The sequence below is a fragment of the Pantoea stewartii subsp. stewartii genome (assembly GCF_008801695.1).
In the GTDB taxonomy this organism is placed as follows: Bacteria; Pseudomonadota; Gammaproteobacteria; order Enterobacterales; family Enterobacteriaceae; genus Pantoea; species Pantoea stewartii.
Window position 1 is genome coordinate 1 of record NZ_VZPF01000094.1, and the last position, 16,529, is coordinate 16,529.

15 protein-coding genes and 3 pseudogenes are annotated in these 16,529 nt (G+C 58.4%); 2 read left to right on the plus strand and 16 right to left on the minus strand.

Annotated elements, in window-relative coordinates:
* On the plus strand, positions 1 to 164 hold a 164-nt coding region (locus tag F7Q90_RS21570), incomplete at its 5' end, for a transposase domain-containing protein (protein ID WP_151161046.1).
* 19 nt (positions 165 to 183) lie between these two features.
* A pseudogene (locus F7Q90_RS21580) lies at positions 184 to 1,137 on the plus strand (LacI family DNA-binding transcriptional regulator); the annotation flags it as partial.
* A 17-nt stretch (positions 1,138 to 1,154) separates the two neighbouring features.
* On the opposite strand, the gene F7Q90_RS27335 reads toward F7Q90_RS21580, so the two are convergent.
* The 16 genes and pseudogenes from F7Q90_RS27335 to F7Q90_RS21655 all read right to left on the minus strand — a co-directional run.
* On the minus strand, positions 1,155 to 1,367 hold the full coding sequence (locus F7Q90_RS27335; protein WP_052310109.1) for a hypothetical protein: 213 nt from the start codon (positions 1,365 to 1,367) through the stop codon (positions 1,155 to 1,157).
* A gap of 52 nt (positions 1,368 to 1,419) precedes the next feature.
* Positions 1,420 to 1,755 carry an MBL fold metallo-hydrolase gene (locus F7Q90_RS27340; RefSeq protein ID WP_052310110.1) on the minus strand — a complete coding sequence of 112 codons (336 nt, stop codon included), beginning with the start codon at positions 1,753 to 1,755 and terminating at the stop codon, positions 1,420 to 1,422.
* Positions 1,743 to 3,485, minus strand: a complete 1,743-nt coding sequence (locus F7Q90_RS21590; RefSeq protein WP_006118141.1) for an ABC transporter permease — start codon at positions 3,483 to 3,485, stop codon at positions 1,743 to 1,745. The genes F7Q90_RS27340 and F7Q90_RS21590 overlap by 13 nt, the downstream gene beginning before the upstream one ends.
* Before the next feature lie 2 nt (positions 3,486 to 3,487).
* The gene (locus tag F7Q90_RS21595) at positions 3,488 to 4,489 is read right to left on the minus strand and encodes an ABC transporter substrate-binding protein (RefSeq protein ID WP_006118142.1); all 1,002 of its coding nucleotides are present in this window, start codon (positions 4,487 to 4,489) and stop codon (positions 3,488 to 3,490) included.
* A 15-nt stretch (positions 4,490 to 4,504) separates the two neighbouring features.
* A pseudogene (locus tag F7Q90_RS21600) lies at positions 4,505 to 5,572 on the minus strand (ABC transporter ATP-binding protein).
* Positions 5,573 to 5,646: 74 nt separating this feature from the next.
* Positions 5,647 to 7,353 (minus strand): lysophospholipid acyltransferase family protein, encoded by a 1,707-nt coding sequence (locus tag F7Q90_RS21605; RefSeq protein ID WP_006118143.1) that lies wholly within the window; start codon positions 7,351 to 7,353, stop codon positions 5,647 to 5,649.
* A gap of 301 nt (positions 7,354 to 7,654) precedes the next feature.
* Positions 7,655 to 8,257, minus strand: coding sequence for a cupin domain-containing protein (locus F7Q90_RS21610; protein ID WP_006118144.1), 603 nt, complete (start codon positions 8,255 to 8,257; stop codon positions 7,655 to 7,657).
* A 375-nt stretch (positions 8,258 to 8,632) separates the two neighbouring features.
* The gene (locus tag F7Q90_RS21615) at positions 8,633 to 9,532 is read right to left on the minus strand and encodes an ABC transporter substrate-binding protein (RefSeq protein WP_006118145.1); all 900 of its coding nucleotides are present in this window, start codon (positions 9,530 to 9,532) and stop codon (positions 8,633 to 8,635) included.
* Between the two features lie 9 nt (positions 9,533 to 9,541).
* Positions 9,542 to 10,336, minus strand: a complete 795-nt coding sequence (locus tag F7Q90_RS21620) for an amino acid ABC transporter ATP-binding protein (protein ID WP_006118146.1) — start codon at positions 10,334 to 10,336, stop codon at positions 9,542 to 9,544.
* Entirely contained in the window at positions 10,320 to 11,246 is a 927-nt protein-coding gene (locus F7Q90_RS21625) for an amino acid ABC transporter permease (RefSeq protein ID WP_006118147.1), read from the minus strand. The genes F7Q90_RS21620 and F7Q90_RS21625 overlap by 17 nt, the downstream gene beginning before the upstream one ends.
* Positions 11,247 to 11,255: 9 nt before the next feature.
* Positions 11,256 to 11,768 (minus strand): GNAT family N-acetyltransferase, encoded by a 513-nt coding sequence (locus F7Q90_RS21630; RefSeq protein WP_006118148.1) that lies wholly within the window; start codon positions 11,766 to 11,768, stop codon positions 11,256 to 11,258.
* 10 nt (positions 11,769 to 11,778) lie between these two features.
* Complete coding sequence (locus F7Q90_RS21635) at positions 11,779 to 12,717, minus strand: ABC transporter substrate-binding protein (RefSeq protein WP_006118149.1); 939 nt, start codon at positions 12,715 to 12,717, stop codon at positions 11,779 to 11,781.
* A gap of 11 nt (positions 12,718 to 12,728) precedes the next feature.
* Positions 12,729 to 14,078 carry an LLM class flavin-dependent oxidoreductase gene (locus F7Q90_RS21640; RefSeq protein WP_151161065.1) on the minus strand — a complete coding sequence of 450 codons (1,350 nt, stop codon included), beginning with the start codon at positions 14,076 to 14,078 and terminating at the stop codon, positions 12,729 to 12,731.
* Between the two features lie 77 nt (positions 14,079 to 14,155).
* Positions 14,156 to 15,310, minus strand: a complete 1,155-nt coding sequence (locus tag F7Q90_RS21645) for an amidohydrolase (RefSeq protein ID WP_006118151.1) — start codon at positions 15,308 to 15,310, stop codon at positions 14,156 to 14,158.
* Positions 15,311 to 15,325: 15 nt separating this feature from the next.
* Positions 15,326 to 16,327 (minus strand): LLM class flavin-dependent oxidoreductase, encoded by a 1,002-nt coding sequence (locus tag F7Q90_RS21650; protein WP_006118152.1) that lies wholly within the window; start codon positions 16,325 to 16,327, stop codon positions 15,326 to 15,328.
* A 53-nt stretch (positions 16,328 to 16,380) separates the two neighbouring features.
* Positions 16,381 to 16,529: pseudogene (locus F7Q90_RS21655) on the minus strand (IS630 family transposase); the annotation flags it as partial.

Sequence of the window (16,529 nt, forward strand, 5' to 3'; positions counted from 1 at the left end):
GCGGAGAACGTGCGGCGATCCTCTACTCTCTGATCGTCACCTGCCGGCTTAACGGCGTTGACCCCGAGACGTGGTTGCGTTACGTCATCGGTCATATACAGGACTGGCCGGTGAACCGGGTCCGCGATCTGCTGCCATGGAAGGTCGAGCTTCCCTCTGCCTGAACGTCAATACGGTCTGAATGCGACGCTTACCAAGGTACTGCGTATTGCCCAACAGCAAGGTGTGCTGGACAACCTGCACCATGGCCGGCTGCTGCTTAATGACCTGATCGTGTTTGCGCCGCCGCGTGCTTTCGATATCCGTACGGATATCTTCTATTACAAGGTGATCCAGGGGATCAGCGAAGCCGTGAAACCACACGATGTCCGGGTGCGCTACTGCCCGCTGGAAGAAGTCGACAGCGATGCGGCACTGTTTATCGATAAGATGCAGCAGACCGAAGCTGCGCTGGTGATTGGTATTGATGATGAACATATCCATCAGCTGGCCGCTGAAATGCACAAGCCCTGCGTGCTGATTAATGCCCGCGACCGCCGGATGCGCCTGCCGTCGGTCTCCCCCGATCATCATTTGATTGGCGAGTTCTCAGCACGCTATCTGTTTGAACAGGGCCACCGGCAAATCCTGTCGCTGCACTGCCTGCGGCGCTACACGATGGAGCAGCGGCTACAGGGCGTCCGTGATGCCTGGCATGCCATGAATCTGCGCTTCGACAGTCGTCAGCATCTGCTAACGCTGAACAGCTTTAGCAGCAATGACGCCCGCGACCGGCTGAGCGACTACCTGCGCCATTGCCCTCAGGCGCAGCGGCCCACGGCCATTCTGGCCAGCGGCGATTATATTGCCGCCGGGGCGGTTCAGGCGGGCCTGCGGGTGCCGGAGGATGTGTCGGTGATGAGCATGGATGGTTTTAACCTGGCGACCGTTCAGGAGATCCCCTTAACCTCGGTACAGGTGCCACGCGATGAGCTGGGCGAAGCCGCGGTAAGAATTCTTCAGTCGCTCCGGTTAGATCCGGATCTTCCTCCGGGTAACCTGCTGCTGAACGGCAAACTGGTGGTGCGCGATTCGGTACGCCGCATCCGGGATAATCCGGGCCATGCGCCGGTCCAGCAGTACGGGCTTTACAGTTGAAGCCGTTTGCTAAAGCGTCAGACAAAACTCTCCCAGCGGGATGACAGCGTGAAGTGACGCTGCCAGCACAGCGTGCTACCCGCACGGGCCATCAACTGCTGACACTGTTCGGGTGCGACAAAGGTGGGGATCACCTGCTCGGCTCCGCCGTGTTTTATCAGGGCCAGTTGATCGTCCAGCGGCGGATGAACGTTCCAGGGCAGCCACTGCGCCAGCCCGTTTTGCAGCATCTCAAAGGCTCGTGTCCCGCGGGCGACGTGGCTACTAAAAATCAGGGTAAACTCAGGGCAGTGGCTCAGCGTGGCCGCCCGACCGCTGTCGGCGACCGCATCGGCAGCGCGCAGGCACCGGACCGTCGCCCAACTGCTGCCAGGTGATGTCCGTCGCGTAAACCGGTGGCGAGCCAAGTTGCTGCCAGCTGTCCAGCGCCCCGGTATGATCGCGATGAGAATGGGTCAGGCAGATCGCATCAACCTGACCGATGGCGGCCAGGTCGGGTCTGACGCCCGGCTCCGGCCCGGCACCCAGATCCCACAGCAGACGATAGCCCTGAATCTCCAGCAGGAACGCCGCGGGCAATTTGCCGCCCACCCCGCTCACAACGGTCAGGCTTGCCATGGCAATGTACCCTGTGGCAGACGGCGCGTTAAACGCGTCGCCAGCAGCATTAACGTCAGAACCACCAGTATCATCAGGCAACCCACCGCCGCCGCCAGCGGCGCAGATCCGCCTTCATCAAGAAAGATAATCGTGGGACCGAGGGTTTGCGTTTCCGATGTCACCAGCAGAACCGATACCTGAATTTCGTTTAACGCGGTAAGAAACACCAACAGACCGCCTGCCAGTGCGGAGGGTGCGGCCAGCGGCAGTAAGATATCGCGCATACGGCGCATCAGTCCTGCGCCACACAGACGGGCGGCTTCATCAAGCGCAGGTTCGATTTGCGCGAAGCCAGCCAGCACAGGCCGCAACACCAGCGCCAGAAAGTTGGACAGATAGGCGGCCAGAATGATCCAGACCGTGCCATAAATCGACACGTCCAGCAGCGGAAGCGGCGGCAGAAAAAACAGGATTGCCGCCACGCCAGTGACAATACCGGGCAGCGCATAGGTCAGCTCGCTGGCGAACCACAGGCCGCGAACCAGTCGGGTACGCTGCCAGCTCAGAAAAAAAGCCAGAAACAGCGCCATGGCGGTCAGGATCAGCGTCGCCAGCCCGGTCAGCCACAGGCTGGTTGCAAAAGCATGGCGGATGGCGGGATAGCCCCACAGCGCCTGAAAAAAGTTTTCCAGCGTCAGGGTTTGCCACGTCAGAGCCTGTCCAAAACCCCGCGTCAACGCGCTGGTCAGCAACGCACTGACGGGCAGGATAAGCGTTGCGACCATCCACAGCCAGGCCAGAATTTCTGTCGGCAAACGTGCGCCCTGTAGAGGTTGTCGCCACGCCTGCGGGGATCCACTGACGCGGACATCGCGCCGTCCGCCCAGCCAGCCGCTCAGCAACATGCCCGACAGGCTAATCAGCGCCATCAGCAACGAATAGACAGCCGTGTCCGGCAACGCACCCGGACCTGTCGCGTTAAGCTGTTGATAGACCAGGGTGATAAGCGTCGGCAGGCGCGCCGGAATGCCCAGCATGGCCTGAATACCAAAATTGCCGACGGCCGCGACAAAGGCCAGCGCGGCGCCGGCAAACAGGGCCGGACGCGCCAGCGGCAAAATGATGGTGCGAAGAATCTGCCCATGTGACGCGCCACTGATACGCGCCGCTTCCACCAGTTCGGCGGGTAAACGCCGCAGACCGGCCCGTACCGTCAGAAACACCAGCGGCGCGCTGTGCAGGCCCAGCAGCAGTACGATGCCGCCCCATGAAAAGAGCGGCTGATCGCCTGGCGCGAACCAGGGTAAACCCAGTAACTGAAACAGTGAGGCCAGCAGGCTACCCGGTGCCAGCGCCTGCAGCCAGGCCAGCGCGGTCACCTGGGGCGGAATCATCAAGGGCAGAATAAACGCAAAAACCCAGGCTGCTTTGGCGCGCATATCGCTGAGCGCAACCAGCCAGGCAGCGAGCGTGCCCAGCAGCAGCGACAACAGTGTGGCACAAAGCCCGATACTCAAGGTATTGAGCGTTGCACTGAGGACCCGCCGACTGACCAGCAACTGCGCCAGCCGCGTCAGATCGGGGACGCCCTGCGGCGCTACCGCCGTCCAGATAAGCCGGGCAAAAGGCGCCACCGACAGCAGCCCAATCATCAACTCCAGCACGCCCAGCACCCACGGCTCGGCGCGAAAACGCCCGCGTGTAAGATGCCAGCAGCGAGGCTGACTGTCGTGACTCAGCACGCTCATGCTCAGCCTCCGAACAGTGCGGTAAACTGCGCCCGCACCTGCGCATCATCTGCGACCGCCTTTTCCACGTCCGGCGTCAGCAGTTTGATCTGCGCAACCGGAACAAAGCCTTCCGGCGCGGCTACGCGATCGTCAACCGGCCGGTTGCCCTGATCGGCCACCAGTTTCTGGCCCTGCTCTGACAGTAAAAAATTCACAAAGGCTTTCGCTGCGGGCAGGTTGTGGACGGATTTCATAATGGCAACCGGTTCGGTGACGTAAGACACGCCCTCTTTGGGATACACCAGATCGATCGGCGATCCTTGCTTTTTCGCCCGGATAATATCGGCATCGGTGATCACGCCATATTTATCCATCCCGCTCGCCACGGCTTTCAGTGCTGGCCCGTTGCCTCCCTGCGGCGCGATGCCCAGCGCCGCCAGCTGTTTATAGAAGTTCCAGCCGATGTCAGGCGTGGCGATGTCGGTATGGAGTTTGTACAAGGCCGCCCCGGAATAGAGCGAACTCGGCATCGCGATTTGCCCTTTGTTATCGGCGTTGAGCAATGCGTTCCAGCTGTTGACCGGTTTGGCCCGTTGCGTGTTGTAGGCAATGACCGTAGCAATAATCTTGGTGCCAAAAAAGGTCTTGTCACGATCGTAGAAGGACGGCTTCAGGTGTCCAACGGGTGCGTCCTGATAGGCATAGAGCTGCTGCTCTTTCTTCAGCGCGCCGAGATTAATGGCATCCGCAACCAGCAGCACATCAGGCTTGACTCTGCCGCTCATCATTTCCGTATGCAGCACGTTCATTAACTGCGTGGTGCCGTTGCGCGTCCACTCTACCTGAATATCGGGATAGGCCGCTTTGAACGCATCCATCGTTTGCTGTGCAATTTCCGGTGCCTGTGAGGTGTACACCACCAGTTTACCGGTGGGCTGGTCTGCCGCCTGCGCCAGCGCTGAGCCTGCCAGCAATACGGTAAACAGCAGCGAGGTCACCGAAGTGAAAATAGCCTTTTTCATACTGTCTGAAGTCCTTTATGCGGGGAGAATCCAGCCGTCAGTCACGATAATGCCGACGGTATCGTCAACCGTAAGCGCAGAAACGTCGTCGAGGGCCAAGGTGAAAGACACATCAGGCGCTGCCGAGGGGGACAGATGGACGTCGTAATGACCGCCACGGTAGACCAGACGTGTGATCTACGCGGCAAAATGCCCGGTTTCGCCCTGGGCCAGGCGGAAACTGGCGCGATGGAAACTGGCTTTGCCATAAGGTAAGGCTGTCTGCTGCGCGGCACAACGCAGCCGTAGTCGCGTACCGCAGAGCATGACCGATGCCACGCCCTTCCCCAGGGGTTCAATATCCTGTACCGGTAGCATACGTCCTTCATCGATAAAGGTGGCAACCATCTCGTTGGCCGGTTCGCGCCACAAGGTTTGTGGCGAGGCAAACTGCATCACCTGACCACCCTCCATCACCACAATACGATCGGCCAGTGCCATGGCCTCACGCTGATCGTGGGTGATGTAAATCAGCGTCGCGCCGCTGTGACGATGAAAACGGCGAAATTCGTCTTCCATCGCCGCGCGCAGATGTACGTCAAGGTTAGCCAGGGGTTCATCAAGCAGCACCAGCCGTGGCCTGGCCACCAGACAACGCGCCAGCGCCACGCGCTGACGCTGGCCCCCGGAGAGATCGGCCGGGTGCCGATCGGCAAACGCCAGCAGATCGACCAGCGTCAAGGCCTGCCGGATGCGATCCGCCCGTTCAGTTCGGTTTACGCCAGTGACTTTCAGGCTGTAGCCCACGTTTTCGGCCACCGTCATGTGCGGCCACAGCGCGTAGTTTTGAAACACCACGCCAAGATCGCGACGTTCCGGAGGCAGGTGAAAATCCGGAGCAGCAAACACGGTGTCGTCCACCCGAATCTCGCCGCGATCCAGGGTTTCGAATCCGGCGATCAGGCGTAGCAAGGTTGTCTTGCCGCAGCCGGACGGACCCAGCACGGCGACAAATTCGCCCTGCTGGATCTTAAGCGTTACGTTATGGATAACCGGCTGCGCCGCGAAGGCCTTATGCAGCCCGGTGAGAGAGAGTGCGGCCATATCTACTGTGCCTTTGCCATAAACGTCCTGCGTTAAACGTTACGACACGTTGATGACAGCACCGTGACATCCCGCTACTTCGGCAGATGCACCGCCACGTAACGTTCATAGCGCGACGGCTTGATTTTGGTGAGATCCGCCAGCACCAGCCCATCGATACAGTTGTTAAAATCGGGATCGCTACCGAAATCAATAAACTGCACGCCGCCCGGCTCGTACACTTCGCAGTACTGTTTGTACAGGGTCGGAATCGCGGCGCCAAGGTTACTGAGCAGTTGTTTCAGCCGCTGCAGATCCTCTTTGTAATCATTACCGCTGAACTGTGCCAGCACGTCAGGCAGCGAGGCCGGATACGGGCAGCGTGAGGTGGCCAGCGGAAAATCTGTGGGGAAGTAGATGCGGTAGAACGCCACCAGCAAATCACGCGCCGCCAGCGGCATGGTGCCTGAAATCGAGACCGGCCCGAACAGATAGCGTACTTCGGGATATTTGGCGACATAGGCACCAATGCCGAACCAGAGGTAATCCAGTCCACGTTTTCCCCAATAGGCTGGCTGAATAAAGCTACGGCCCAGCTCGATGCCCTGGCGCAGGATCGGGATCATCCGTTCATCGTAATGGAACAGGCTGTGGCTGTAGAGGCCTTCCATTCCGCGCCGTTCCAGTTGTTCACCACCCGGAATAAACCGGTAGGCACCGACGATTTCCAGTTCGGCGTCATCCCACAGAATCAGGTGATAATAGTCATCATCGTAGCTGTCCAGGTCACGACGACGTCCGCTGCCCTCGCCCACGGCGCGAAACGCAATTTCACGCAACTGGCCCAGCTCGCGCAGGATTGGCACCCAGGTTGCGCCGTTGCGTCGCCACAGATAGATCTGCTTACCGTCGGTGGTCGTTCCCAGCAGCTCGCTTTGCAGTAGCGCTTTCTTCAGTTCAGCGCGGTCTTCCGCTAGGGCGATAGCGGATTCGGTCTGGAAGAGCCCCTTTTTCCCCTGCCCCAGGCGATAGACATGTTTACGCACACGTTTTGCCAGCTCTTTGCCTGGCGTATGACCATCGTGCCAGTGCGCGAACGGAATCTGTGCTCCAATGCGCAGTTTGATGCGCATGCCGCGCTGCTTAAACATTTCACGCACCAGCATCAGCATCGCCACCGGTGGGGCGACTTTGGCGGTGGTGTAAAACAGGGAGCTGTTACGCCCTTCAACGTGCACCGGTACCAGCGGTGCGCGGGCTTTCGCGGCAAGGCGCAGGAAACTGTGATGCCATTCACGGTCGCGAACGCCCGCGCTGGTGAGACGGGAAACTTCCCCGGCAGGGAAAATAATCAGTACGCCCTGATTATTGAGGTGCTGCTGCATGTGTTGCAGTTGCTGGCGGCTGGTACGGTTACCGATGTTGTCGACAGGCAACATCAGACTGTTGAGCGGCTCCAGTAACATAATCAACCGGTTTGCCACGATTTTGACATCACGGCGCACCTGGGAGATCGCATGCAGGAGTGCCATGCCATCAATCGTGCCCAGCGGATGGTTCGCCACTACCACGACTGGGCCGCGCGGCGGAATTTGTTCCAGATCGCGCTCGCTGAGTTCACAGCGTACATCAAGGTGTTCCAGTACCTGCTCCACCATATCCAGCCCTTTCAGGTGGGGATAGCGCGCGGCAAAGCGCTGGAATTCATCTTCACGCAACACCCACTTCAGCATCCGTTTCTGCCAGTTGGCAGGACGCTGGTTAGGCCAGAAACTCTCAATAACCTGATCGACTGAAAACACAGTTAACCTTTCGTGCCTGTCCCAGAGATACAGCGAAAGTAAGTCGCGATGTTTGCACTTTTATGAATCGGGACAAATCGAAGGGCAAAATTGTCAGCACAGTCTGCTGAGAACGCATGGAAATACGGATTTTATTTACTAAAAACAGCAGGTTAATAAAGACAATTTCGCCAGAGCGAAACGCGGCGTAAAGGGGGAAAAGTCGGCTATGACGTGGCAGTCACTTGCCCTTGCCGGGAGAAACAAGGGGCGGTTGCGCGGCGTAAAAAACGGCAGCGCAACCGTGCAACGGGTCCCTGCCTTACTGCTGGTGCATGATGGTGGCAACGGGATTCCAGATCTCCGTCATCGCCCCGGCTTTGCCTGTGAAGGGATCGCGTGTTGGCAGGGGCACTTTTTTCACTTTTTCCTGCGACAGTTTGAGCAGACCGATTTCGTCGCGCAGAATCTCGGGCTTCAGGCCCTCGGGATGCGCGCCCACGGCCACGAAGTCTTCGCTGGCCGACACCTGACGGTGCCCAACGCCCGCAGGAATCAGGACGGCATCGCCCGCCCGCAGGGTAATCATACGGCCGCTGTCCCCACCAAACAGCACTTCAGCCCAGCCTTCCGCCACACCCAGCAGCTCATGCGTGTTGGGATGATAGTGCATGTAGGGGAAGATCTGATCGCGCCAGTCCGAAGGCCAGCCATTTTTTTCAAACGTCGTCTCAAACCAGCGCGCGATGTCCTCTTCCTCTTCAGGCACAACGCGCGGCCAGATGATGAGCGGCAACGGATTATTGGGCACGCCAGCAGACGGGCTGGCGAACATCAAATGTTGCGGGTTATTCGATGCACCGGCTGAAAATGTCCCTGCGGCGAAAGACATCAGCAACATCAGACTGGAAGTTTGGGCAGTCATACAATGTCTCCTTTTTTCTATAGTGTGACAAAGGTCGCAGGTGATGTAATGTGCGCCATGCATCACAATTTACACAATCATCCAAACTCGCTAACCAAAGCCAAATTAATTGTTAACAATTCCACCTTAAGTCGGTAAGGCTTTGTATCGTGGTAGGATTAATCTGTAAAACGCGCAACACAATGCGCCCGTCGCTGAGCAGGCCGGGAAAACCTGCTAGGGCAACCGGCCATGCAGCCTGTTTATATCAGGAAGGGATGAGCGAAAACAGGCTGACCGCGCAGCCTTCTTCTGTCAGATGAGACGGGATTATTCGCCCGTGCTGGCGCTGGACTGTCAGGGCCTGTGGGGGAAAATCCGCCTGCAGGCCCTGAATCAGTACACAATACCGGGTGGGTTAATCGTGGAATGGGTGATCGCCTCATCCTGCTCACCCCAGCGTTGCAAAACCTGCTGATATTGTCCGCCTGCAATCGTGCCATCGAGTGCAGTTTGCAGCGCCGCCGCCAGGCCATTACCCTTTTTCGTCGTGACGGCAACCCAGGCGCGAAACGGCCCCTGGCCCACCAGTTTCGTCTGGCCCCGTGAGGCGACTTTCCAGGCCGCCACAGAATGTGGACCAAACATCACATCGGCCCGCCCTGATAGCAAATACAGCGTGGCTGAAGCATCATCGGTCAGATAGATCGGCGTAACCGGCGGCAAGCCCTTCGCCCGATTCTGTGCGTCCCAGTTCAGCAGAATGCGTTCCTGATTGGTCCCCGAGGCCACGATGATACGTTTCCCTGCCACGTCCGCCGGTGAGGTGATCGCGCGGAGGGGACTGTCAGCTTTGACCGAAAAGGCATGGTTATCGGCACGATAGGTCGCGAAATCAAATTTCTGCTTTCGCTCTTCGGTTACTGCGATATTAAACATGGCTACGTCATAGCGGCCTGCGCGAATGCCCAGGGGCCAGTCCTCCCAGGAGGCCGGCACCAGTTTCAGTTTGAGTCCCAGGCTGTCTGCCAGCAGGCGGGCAATGTCCGGATCGCTGCCAATGCGCGTCACGTTATCCGACGCCAGCAGCGCCAGCGGCGGTGAGTGGATAGCCGAGGTGGCGACGGTCAAGGTGCCCGGCTCCACAAACGGAAAATTCGCCGGGATTTTTCTCACCGCTTCCGGGTTCACGGGCGCATGAATGGGCTGTTCATTCTGGGCGGCATCCCGTCTTTCTTCGGCGCATACCGCACCGCTCACCAACACCGCTAACAGCGTCAGAGACGCGTATTTCATATCGGCTCCTTATAATACGCGTGCCAGAAAGCGGCGGGTGCGTTCATGACGTGGATGGTTTAGCACCTGGGCACTGCTGCCCTGCTCAACAATTTTTCCGTCCACCATAAACACCACGTTGTCGGCAACTTCACGGGCAAAGCCAACCTCGTGCGTCACGATAACCAGGGTGGTGCCGGAGCGGGCCAGTTTTTTAATCACATCCAGCACCTCGCCTACCAGTTCAGGATCCAGCGCGGAAGTCGGCTCATCAAACAACATGACACGCGGTTGCAGCATCAGGGCCCGGGCAATCGCAATGCGTTGTTGCTGACCGCCCGACAGATGACGCGGCCAGGCATCCGCTTTATGGCGCAGGCCGACCGTCTCCAGTAGCTCGCCAGCCCGGATGATCGCCTCACGTTTTGAGAGCTGCCGGTGCGCTATCGGCGCTTCGATTAAATTTTCCAGCACCGTGAGATGAGGAAACAAATTGAAGTTCTGAAAAACATAGCCAACGTTGACGCGCTGGCGCAGTATCGCTCGCGCCTTCAGTTCATAGAGTGTATTTCCCCGACGCTGGTAACCGATGTACTCACCGTCGATCTGAATAAAGCCTTCGTCCACGCGTTCCAGATGGTTGATGGTGCGCAGCAGGGTCGACTTTCCTGAACCGGATGGCCCCAGAATCACCGTCACAGAACCGGGTTCAAGTTCCAGCGAGACGTCGTCCAGCGCCTTGAGCTTGCCGAAACGTTTGCTGACCCCGGTAATGCTGATGGCCCCGGTACGTTGCGCTACGCGGTAATCAATGGCTTCGGACATGGCTGATCTCCTCAACAGGATTGAGCGGTGTGACGCGGCTGCGCCATTGTCGCCAGCGCGACGGTTGGGGTTCACGGCTGACGCTACGCGCCAGCCAGCGTTCGACGCTGTGCTGAATCAGTGACAGAACGGTGGTGATAATCAGATACCAGGCCGCACCGACCATGAGTAAGGGGATCACCTCCTGGTTGCGGTTGTAGATCATCTGAATGGTGTAAAACAGTTCCGGCATCGCCAGCACATAGACCATTGCCGTGCCCTTCGCGAGGCTGATAATTTCGTTAAAGGCCGTGGGAATAATGGCGCGTAGGGCCTGGGGCAGAATAATGCGGAAGGTGCGCCGCGTGGCAGACAGCCCGAGTGCGGAAGCCGCTTCCACCTGACCGTGATCAACGCCCAGAAAACCACCCCGGATGATCTCTGCACTGTAGGCCGCCTGGACCAGGGTCAGGCCAATGACGGCCGCCGGAAACTGCCCCAGCACGTTAATCGTCTGAAAATGGCCCCAGGACAGCGTGGTAAAAGGCACGCCAATGGACAGCGTGTCGTAGAGATAAGAGAAGTTATAGAGAATGATCAGCACCACGATAAACGGCAGCGATCGAAACAGCCAGATGTATCCCCACGCCAGGCTGCTTAGCAGCCAGGACGACGACAGCCGCGCCAACGCCAGTAGCCCGCCTAAAAGCAGGCTGAATACCGTGCCCAACAGCGTTAGCAGCAGCGTTTGCCCCAGACCATGCAGAATGACGGGATCAAAGAACCAGCGGGCAAACACGCCCCATTCCCAGCGTGGATTAAACGCGACCGACTGCACCACGCCTGCCAGGATAAACAGCGCGACCACCGCGCCCAGCGTGCGGGCAGGATAACGGGCAGGCACGACATGTAAATGTTGATGAGAGTTCATACTGACTCCTTAACTTGCCTGCACAACGCTGTGCACGCCAATCACTTTGATAAACCGTAAGCGGCCATCGTGCGGTGGCTGCCCGTAACGCTCCAGATCGCCACTCAGATCGAACTGCGGCTCATAGCCGTGGCCGGTATATAAGCGAACGGCCTCGGGCTGCCGGAAACCGGTAGTCAGAAACAGCCTTTGATAACCGGCGCGCAGGGCCCGTCGCTCCAGCTCTTTCAGCACCACCAGGGCTAACCCCTGTCGCCGGAGATCGCCACGCGTCCAGATTCGCTTCAGCTCTGCCGTCTGCGCGTCGTAAGGTTTGTACGCCCCCATCGCGATAATCTCCTTGTCGCGCTCCAGCACGATGAATAAGCCGTGCGGCGGCAGATACCATTCGGTTTTTTCCTGCTCCTTGTGGCGGCTGAAGTAATCGCCATAGCGGGCCGCATATTCACCAAATAAGCCGGTGAGAATGGGCTCTAACTCTGGTGCATCAGGTGACAGTTCACGGAATTGCTGTTGACTCATCGTGTGCGCCTCAGTCACCCAGACCGGGTGGATTAATTTCGGAATGGTCAATGCGTTCAACGCCTTCGCCCCAGCGATCCAGTACCTTCTGGTAAGCGCCATTTTGAATGACGCCGTTCAGCGCCGTACTGACAGGTTGCGCTAAGCCGCTGCCTTTCTTCACCGTCACGGCGATATGCGCCGCCTTGGGCCAGCCGCCATCCACACTGCCGACCAGACGAGTCTTACCGTTGAGCGCGGCTTTCCAGGCGCCAATCACATTAGGGCCAAAATAGGCATCTGCACGTCCGGCCTGCAGCGCCAGCGTCTGTGCCGCATCGTCTTTGGTATAAATGGGTGTAAACGGTTTAAGCCCTTTGGCCTGATTTTGTTTGTCCCAGGCCAGTAAAATGGCCTCCTGATTGGTCCCGGAACCGACAATGATGCGCAGCCCGGCGATATCTTCGGCTTGAGTGAGTGATTTAATCGGGCTGCTGGTTTTTACGTAGAACCCCAGCGAATCTTTGCGGTAGGTAGCAAAATCGAATTTCGCTTTGCGCGCCTTCGTCACGGTGATGTTGGTAATGGCGGCATCATATTTTCCGGACGCCACGCCCAGCGGCCAGTCCTCCCACGAGGTGGGCACCACGTTGAGCTTTAACCCCAGGCTGTCTGCGACCAGTCGCGCGATATCGACTTCGCTCCCAAACAACGTGGTATTGTCGTCCGAGAAAACGGTGAGCGGCGGCGAGTTCAGGGCCGCCACCGCCACCGTGAACGAACCCGGCACAGCAAAGTGGTAACCGGCGGGCAACTGTGCGATGGCCTGCGCATTCTTTACGGTATGGACAGGCGTTTTATTGGCTTCAAGACTGACGCGCTGCCCATTTACCGCGACGCTGGTGCTTTCGGCATGGCTGGTAGCGCTGGCCGTCAGCAGCATCAGCGCCATCAGCATTTTTTTCTGCATAGCAAAGGTCCTTATTGCAAAGTGAACTGATTGACCGGCTTGGGCAAGGCGAAGCTGTCACGCAGTGTGCGCCCCGGATACTCACGTCTTGTCAGGCCACGCGCCTGCAAAACAGGCACCACTTCATCAACAAAGCGCTCAAACGTATCCGGCGTACCGCCATTGATGATGAAACCGTCTGCAGCCCCGCTCTCAAACCATGCCTGCAGGCCGTCTGCAGCCCCGCTCTCAAACCATGCCTGCAGGCCGTCGGCAACCTGCGCTGGCGTGCCATGAAACAGCGGCCGTGGCATGGCGGCTTCCAGTGCCGCCTGGCGCAGTGAATGTCCCTGTTCACGGGCTTTGCGTTTAATTTCGTCGGTGGTGCTGCGGAAACTGTTCTGGCCAATGTCGCCAACGTCGGGGAACGGCGCATCGAGTGGATACTGGGAGAAGTCATGGTGATCGAAGAAGCGGCCGAGATAATTCAGCGCATCATCAATCGAGACCAGCGCAGCGGTAGTTTGATACTGCTGCTCCACATCCTCTGCATCGCGACCCACAATGACGCTGACGCCCTGAAAGATATGCAAATCGTCCGGTTGCCGTCCGTTTTTCACCAGTTGCTGCTTCACATCCCGGTAAAAGGCCTGGGCTTCTTCCCGCGTCGGCTGGTGCGTAAAGATGGCATCGGCATGTCGCGCCGCCAGCTTTTTACCGTCGTCAGACGCGCCGGCCTGGAAAATGACAGGCCATCCCTGCGGCGTGCGTGAAATATTGAGCGGCCCCTGTACCTGAAAGAAATCGCCGTGATGATGCAGTGTGTGTAGTTTGGCGGGATCGAAGAACTGGCCACTCTCTTTGTTGCGAACGAAGGCATCCTCTTCCCATGAATCCCACAGCCCTTTCACTACCTGAAGGTATTCGTCGGCAATGCGGTAACGCAAAGCGTGTTCCGGGTGCTGCTGGCGGGAAAAGTTTTTTGCCGACCCTTCGAGTGGCGAGGTGACGACGTTCCAGCCCGCGCGGCCACCGCTCAGATGATCCAGGCTGGCGAACTGGCGCGCCACGGTAAAAGGTTCGCTATAGGAAGTGGAGACCGTGCCCACCAGCCCTAAATGTTCCGTAACGCCGGCCAGCGCCGAGAGTAGCGTTAAAGGTTCAAAACGGTTCAGGAAGTGAGGAATTGATTTTTCATTGATAAACAGACCATCGGCGACAAACAGAAAGTCCAGTTTGCCCTGCTCGGCTTTACGCGCGATTTTTTTGGCATAGTCGAAGCTGATGCTGGCATCCGCCTGAGCGGCCGGGTGGCGCCAGGCGGACATGTTACCCGAGGCACCGTGCAACAGGGTACCCAGTCGAAGCTGTCTTGTGCTCATGATTACTCTCTTTTTTCTGCGTCACAGTGCCAGGCGGTTGTCCGCGACAAGCCGCACAGGTCGTCAGGAAGTGGAACTTAATTCAGGGCGGGTTCACGACATCGGTCATGAAGATGGCGCAGGGCCTGCTGCGCGAGTTGAGCAAAGTAGTGGGCAGCAGGCGCGATCGACGCTTCATCGGGTGTAAAACCGGCATGGTGCAGACCAAAGTCGCTGCCGCTGCCGATGCTGACAAAGGCACCGGGCACCTGCTGCAGGTAGAAGGCAAAGTCTTCTCCCCCCAGATGCAGGTCAGCCGTCTGTACCCGATAGCCGACATCGTGCGCTACTTCGCTGGTAAACTGCGCCCACTGCGCATCATTGATCAGCACAGGCGGTCCGGCGTACCAGCTCAGACTGGCCTGCGCGCCGCTGGCCCGGGCGATGTGCTCCACCAGCGTGCGCACACGGTCTTCCAGTTCGGCACGGCGTTGCAGGTCGTGGGTGCGGGCAGTGCCGCCAAATTCCACAGAACCCGGCAATACATTCCAGGTTTTGCCGCCATCAATGCGGGTCACGCTGAGCACCAGGCTGTCGAGCGTATTGAAGCTGCGACTGGTCAGCGTCTGAAGAGCCTGAATAATCTGGCTGGCCACCACAATGGCATCCACGCCCTGCTCAGGATGCGCCGCATGCGCGCCTTTGCCGGTAACCTGAATGACGAACTTGTCTGCATTGGCATAAAACGCACCGCTGCGCGTGGCAAAGGTGCCGCTCGGCAGGCCCGGCTCGTTATGCATGCCAAAAATTGCCTGAACGCCCTCCAGCACGCCGGCCTCAATAAACTGTCTGGCACCGCGTGCGATCTCTTCGGCGGGCTGAAATAAAATACGTACCCGTCCTGGTAGTTGATGCGCCCTTGTCTGCAGCTCAAGGGCAGCGCCCAGCATGACGGCAGTATGGAGATCGTGACCGCAGGCATGCATGACGCCGGGCTGACGGGAATGAAAACTGACGCCGCTGGCTTCATGGATTGGCAACGCGTCAATATCGGCACGCAGTGCGATCAGATTTTCACCCTGGCCGATTTCCGCCACCACGCCGGTTGCCAGTGGGTAATCCAGTAAGCGAACCCCGGCGGCCTGGAGCCACTGGCGAAGGCGCGCGGTGGTGGCAAATTCCTGACCGGAAAGTTCGGGCCAGGTATGCAGTTCACGTCGCCATTCAATTAGCTGTGCTTCGTTCAGACTCATCATGACCTCGGCGATTCAGGCAGCGACCCATTGATGGGTTGCCAGTAATTCCAGAGACCGGTATCGGGCACGCGCATCGGCAACCGGCGTGTCGATAACGAATTCATCAATTCTGAAGTTCTGATGCAGCGCGTCAAGCTGCGCGTGAACCTGTGAGGCCGTGCCTTTCAGCAGCGAGGGCGTGCGCGGCTCAATCAGGTAGTCCGTGAATCCACCCTGACGGACATAACGTTCAGCCTGTTCCAGACTGGCAACATTGACGCCCGGCCCGTCTTTAACCTGGACATGGAACTGTTTGAGCCCCGCGACCAGCAGATCGGCCTGGGCGGGAGAATCCGCCACCACAACCTGTACCGCCACCAGTGCCCGCTTGCCGCGGGTCAGATGTGAATAGGTCTTCAGTGCACGCTCAAGTAACGGGCGATCACCATTGATGTGAGCGGCAAAGACAAACTGCCAGCCCAGCTCTGCCGCCAGCTGTGCGCTCTGTTCACTGCCACCCAACAAAAAACGCTGCGCCGGGCGCGCCGGTATCGGCGTGGCGCGTAACGTTTCGTCCTTATCCTCTTGCGCCGCGCCGGGTGTCAGCCAGTGTGCTAACTGGCGCAGCTGTTCCGCAAAGCTGCCTTTTTCATCCTGATGCACACCGCGCTGCAGCGCCCGGGTGGAAAGCGGCAGGCCGCCCGGTGCTTTGCCAATACCCAGATCGATACGTCCGGGGGCCAGCGAGGCCAGTACATTGAAATTTTCTGCCACTTTGTAAGGGCTGTAGTGCTGCAGCATCACGCCACCCGATCCCAGCCGGATGCGCGTCGTTTGTGCCGCAATCCAGGCGATTAACACTTCGGGCGACGGACTCGCCAGCTGTTCAACGTTGTGATGCTCAGCCAGCCAGAAACGGTGATAGCCCCATTTCTCGACTTGTTGCGCCAGCCGCAGCGTACGTTGCAGGGCCGCGGCGGGCGATTCCCCTTCCGCCACGGGCGCTTTATCTAAAAGACTTAACTGATATGCCATTCACCTGCCCTCGCTTATTTCCTTTGAAAGCTAAATAACTGATCCTAATACCGCTACACTTTAGCCAGCCCATGTTTTCCCCCGGGGAATGGGCTGACGGTATTCATAAAGTGATGGACCTTTTTCAACAGTTGCCACATTGAACTGCACTGGTGATTTCGGGTTATTGTCTCATGAAGCGCCTGCCACAACCGTTCGACAT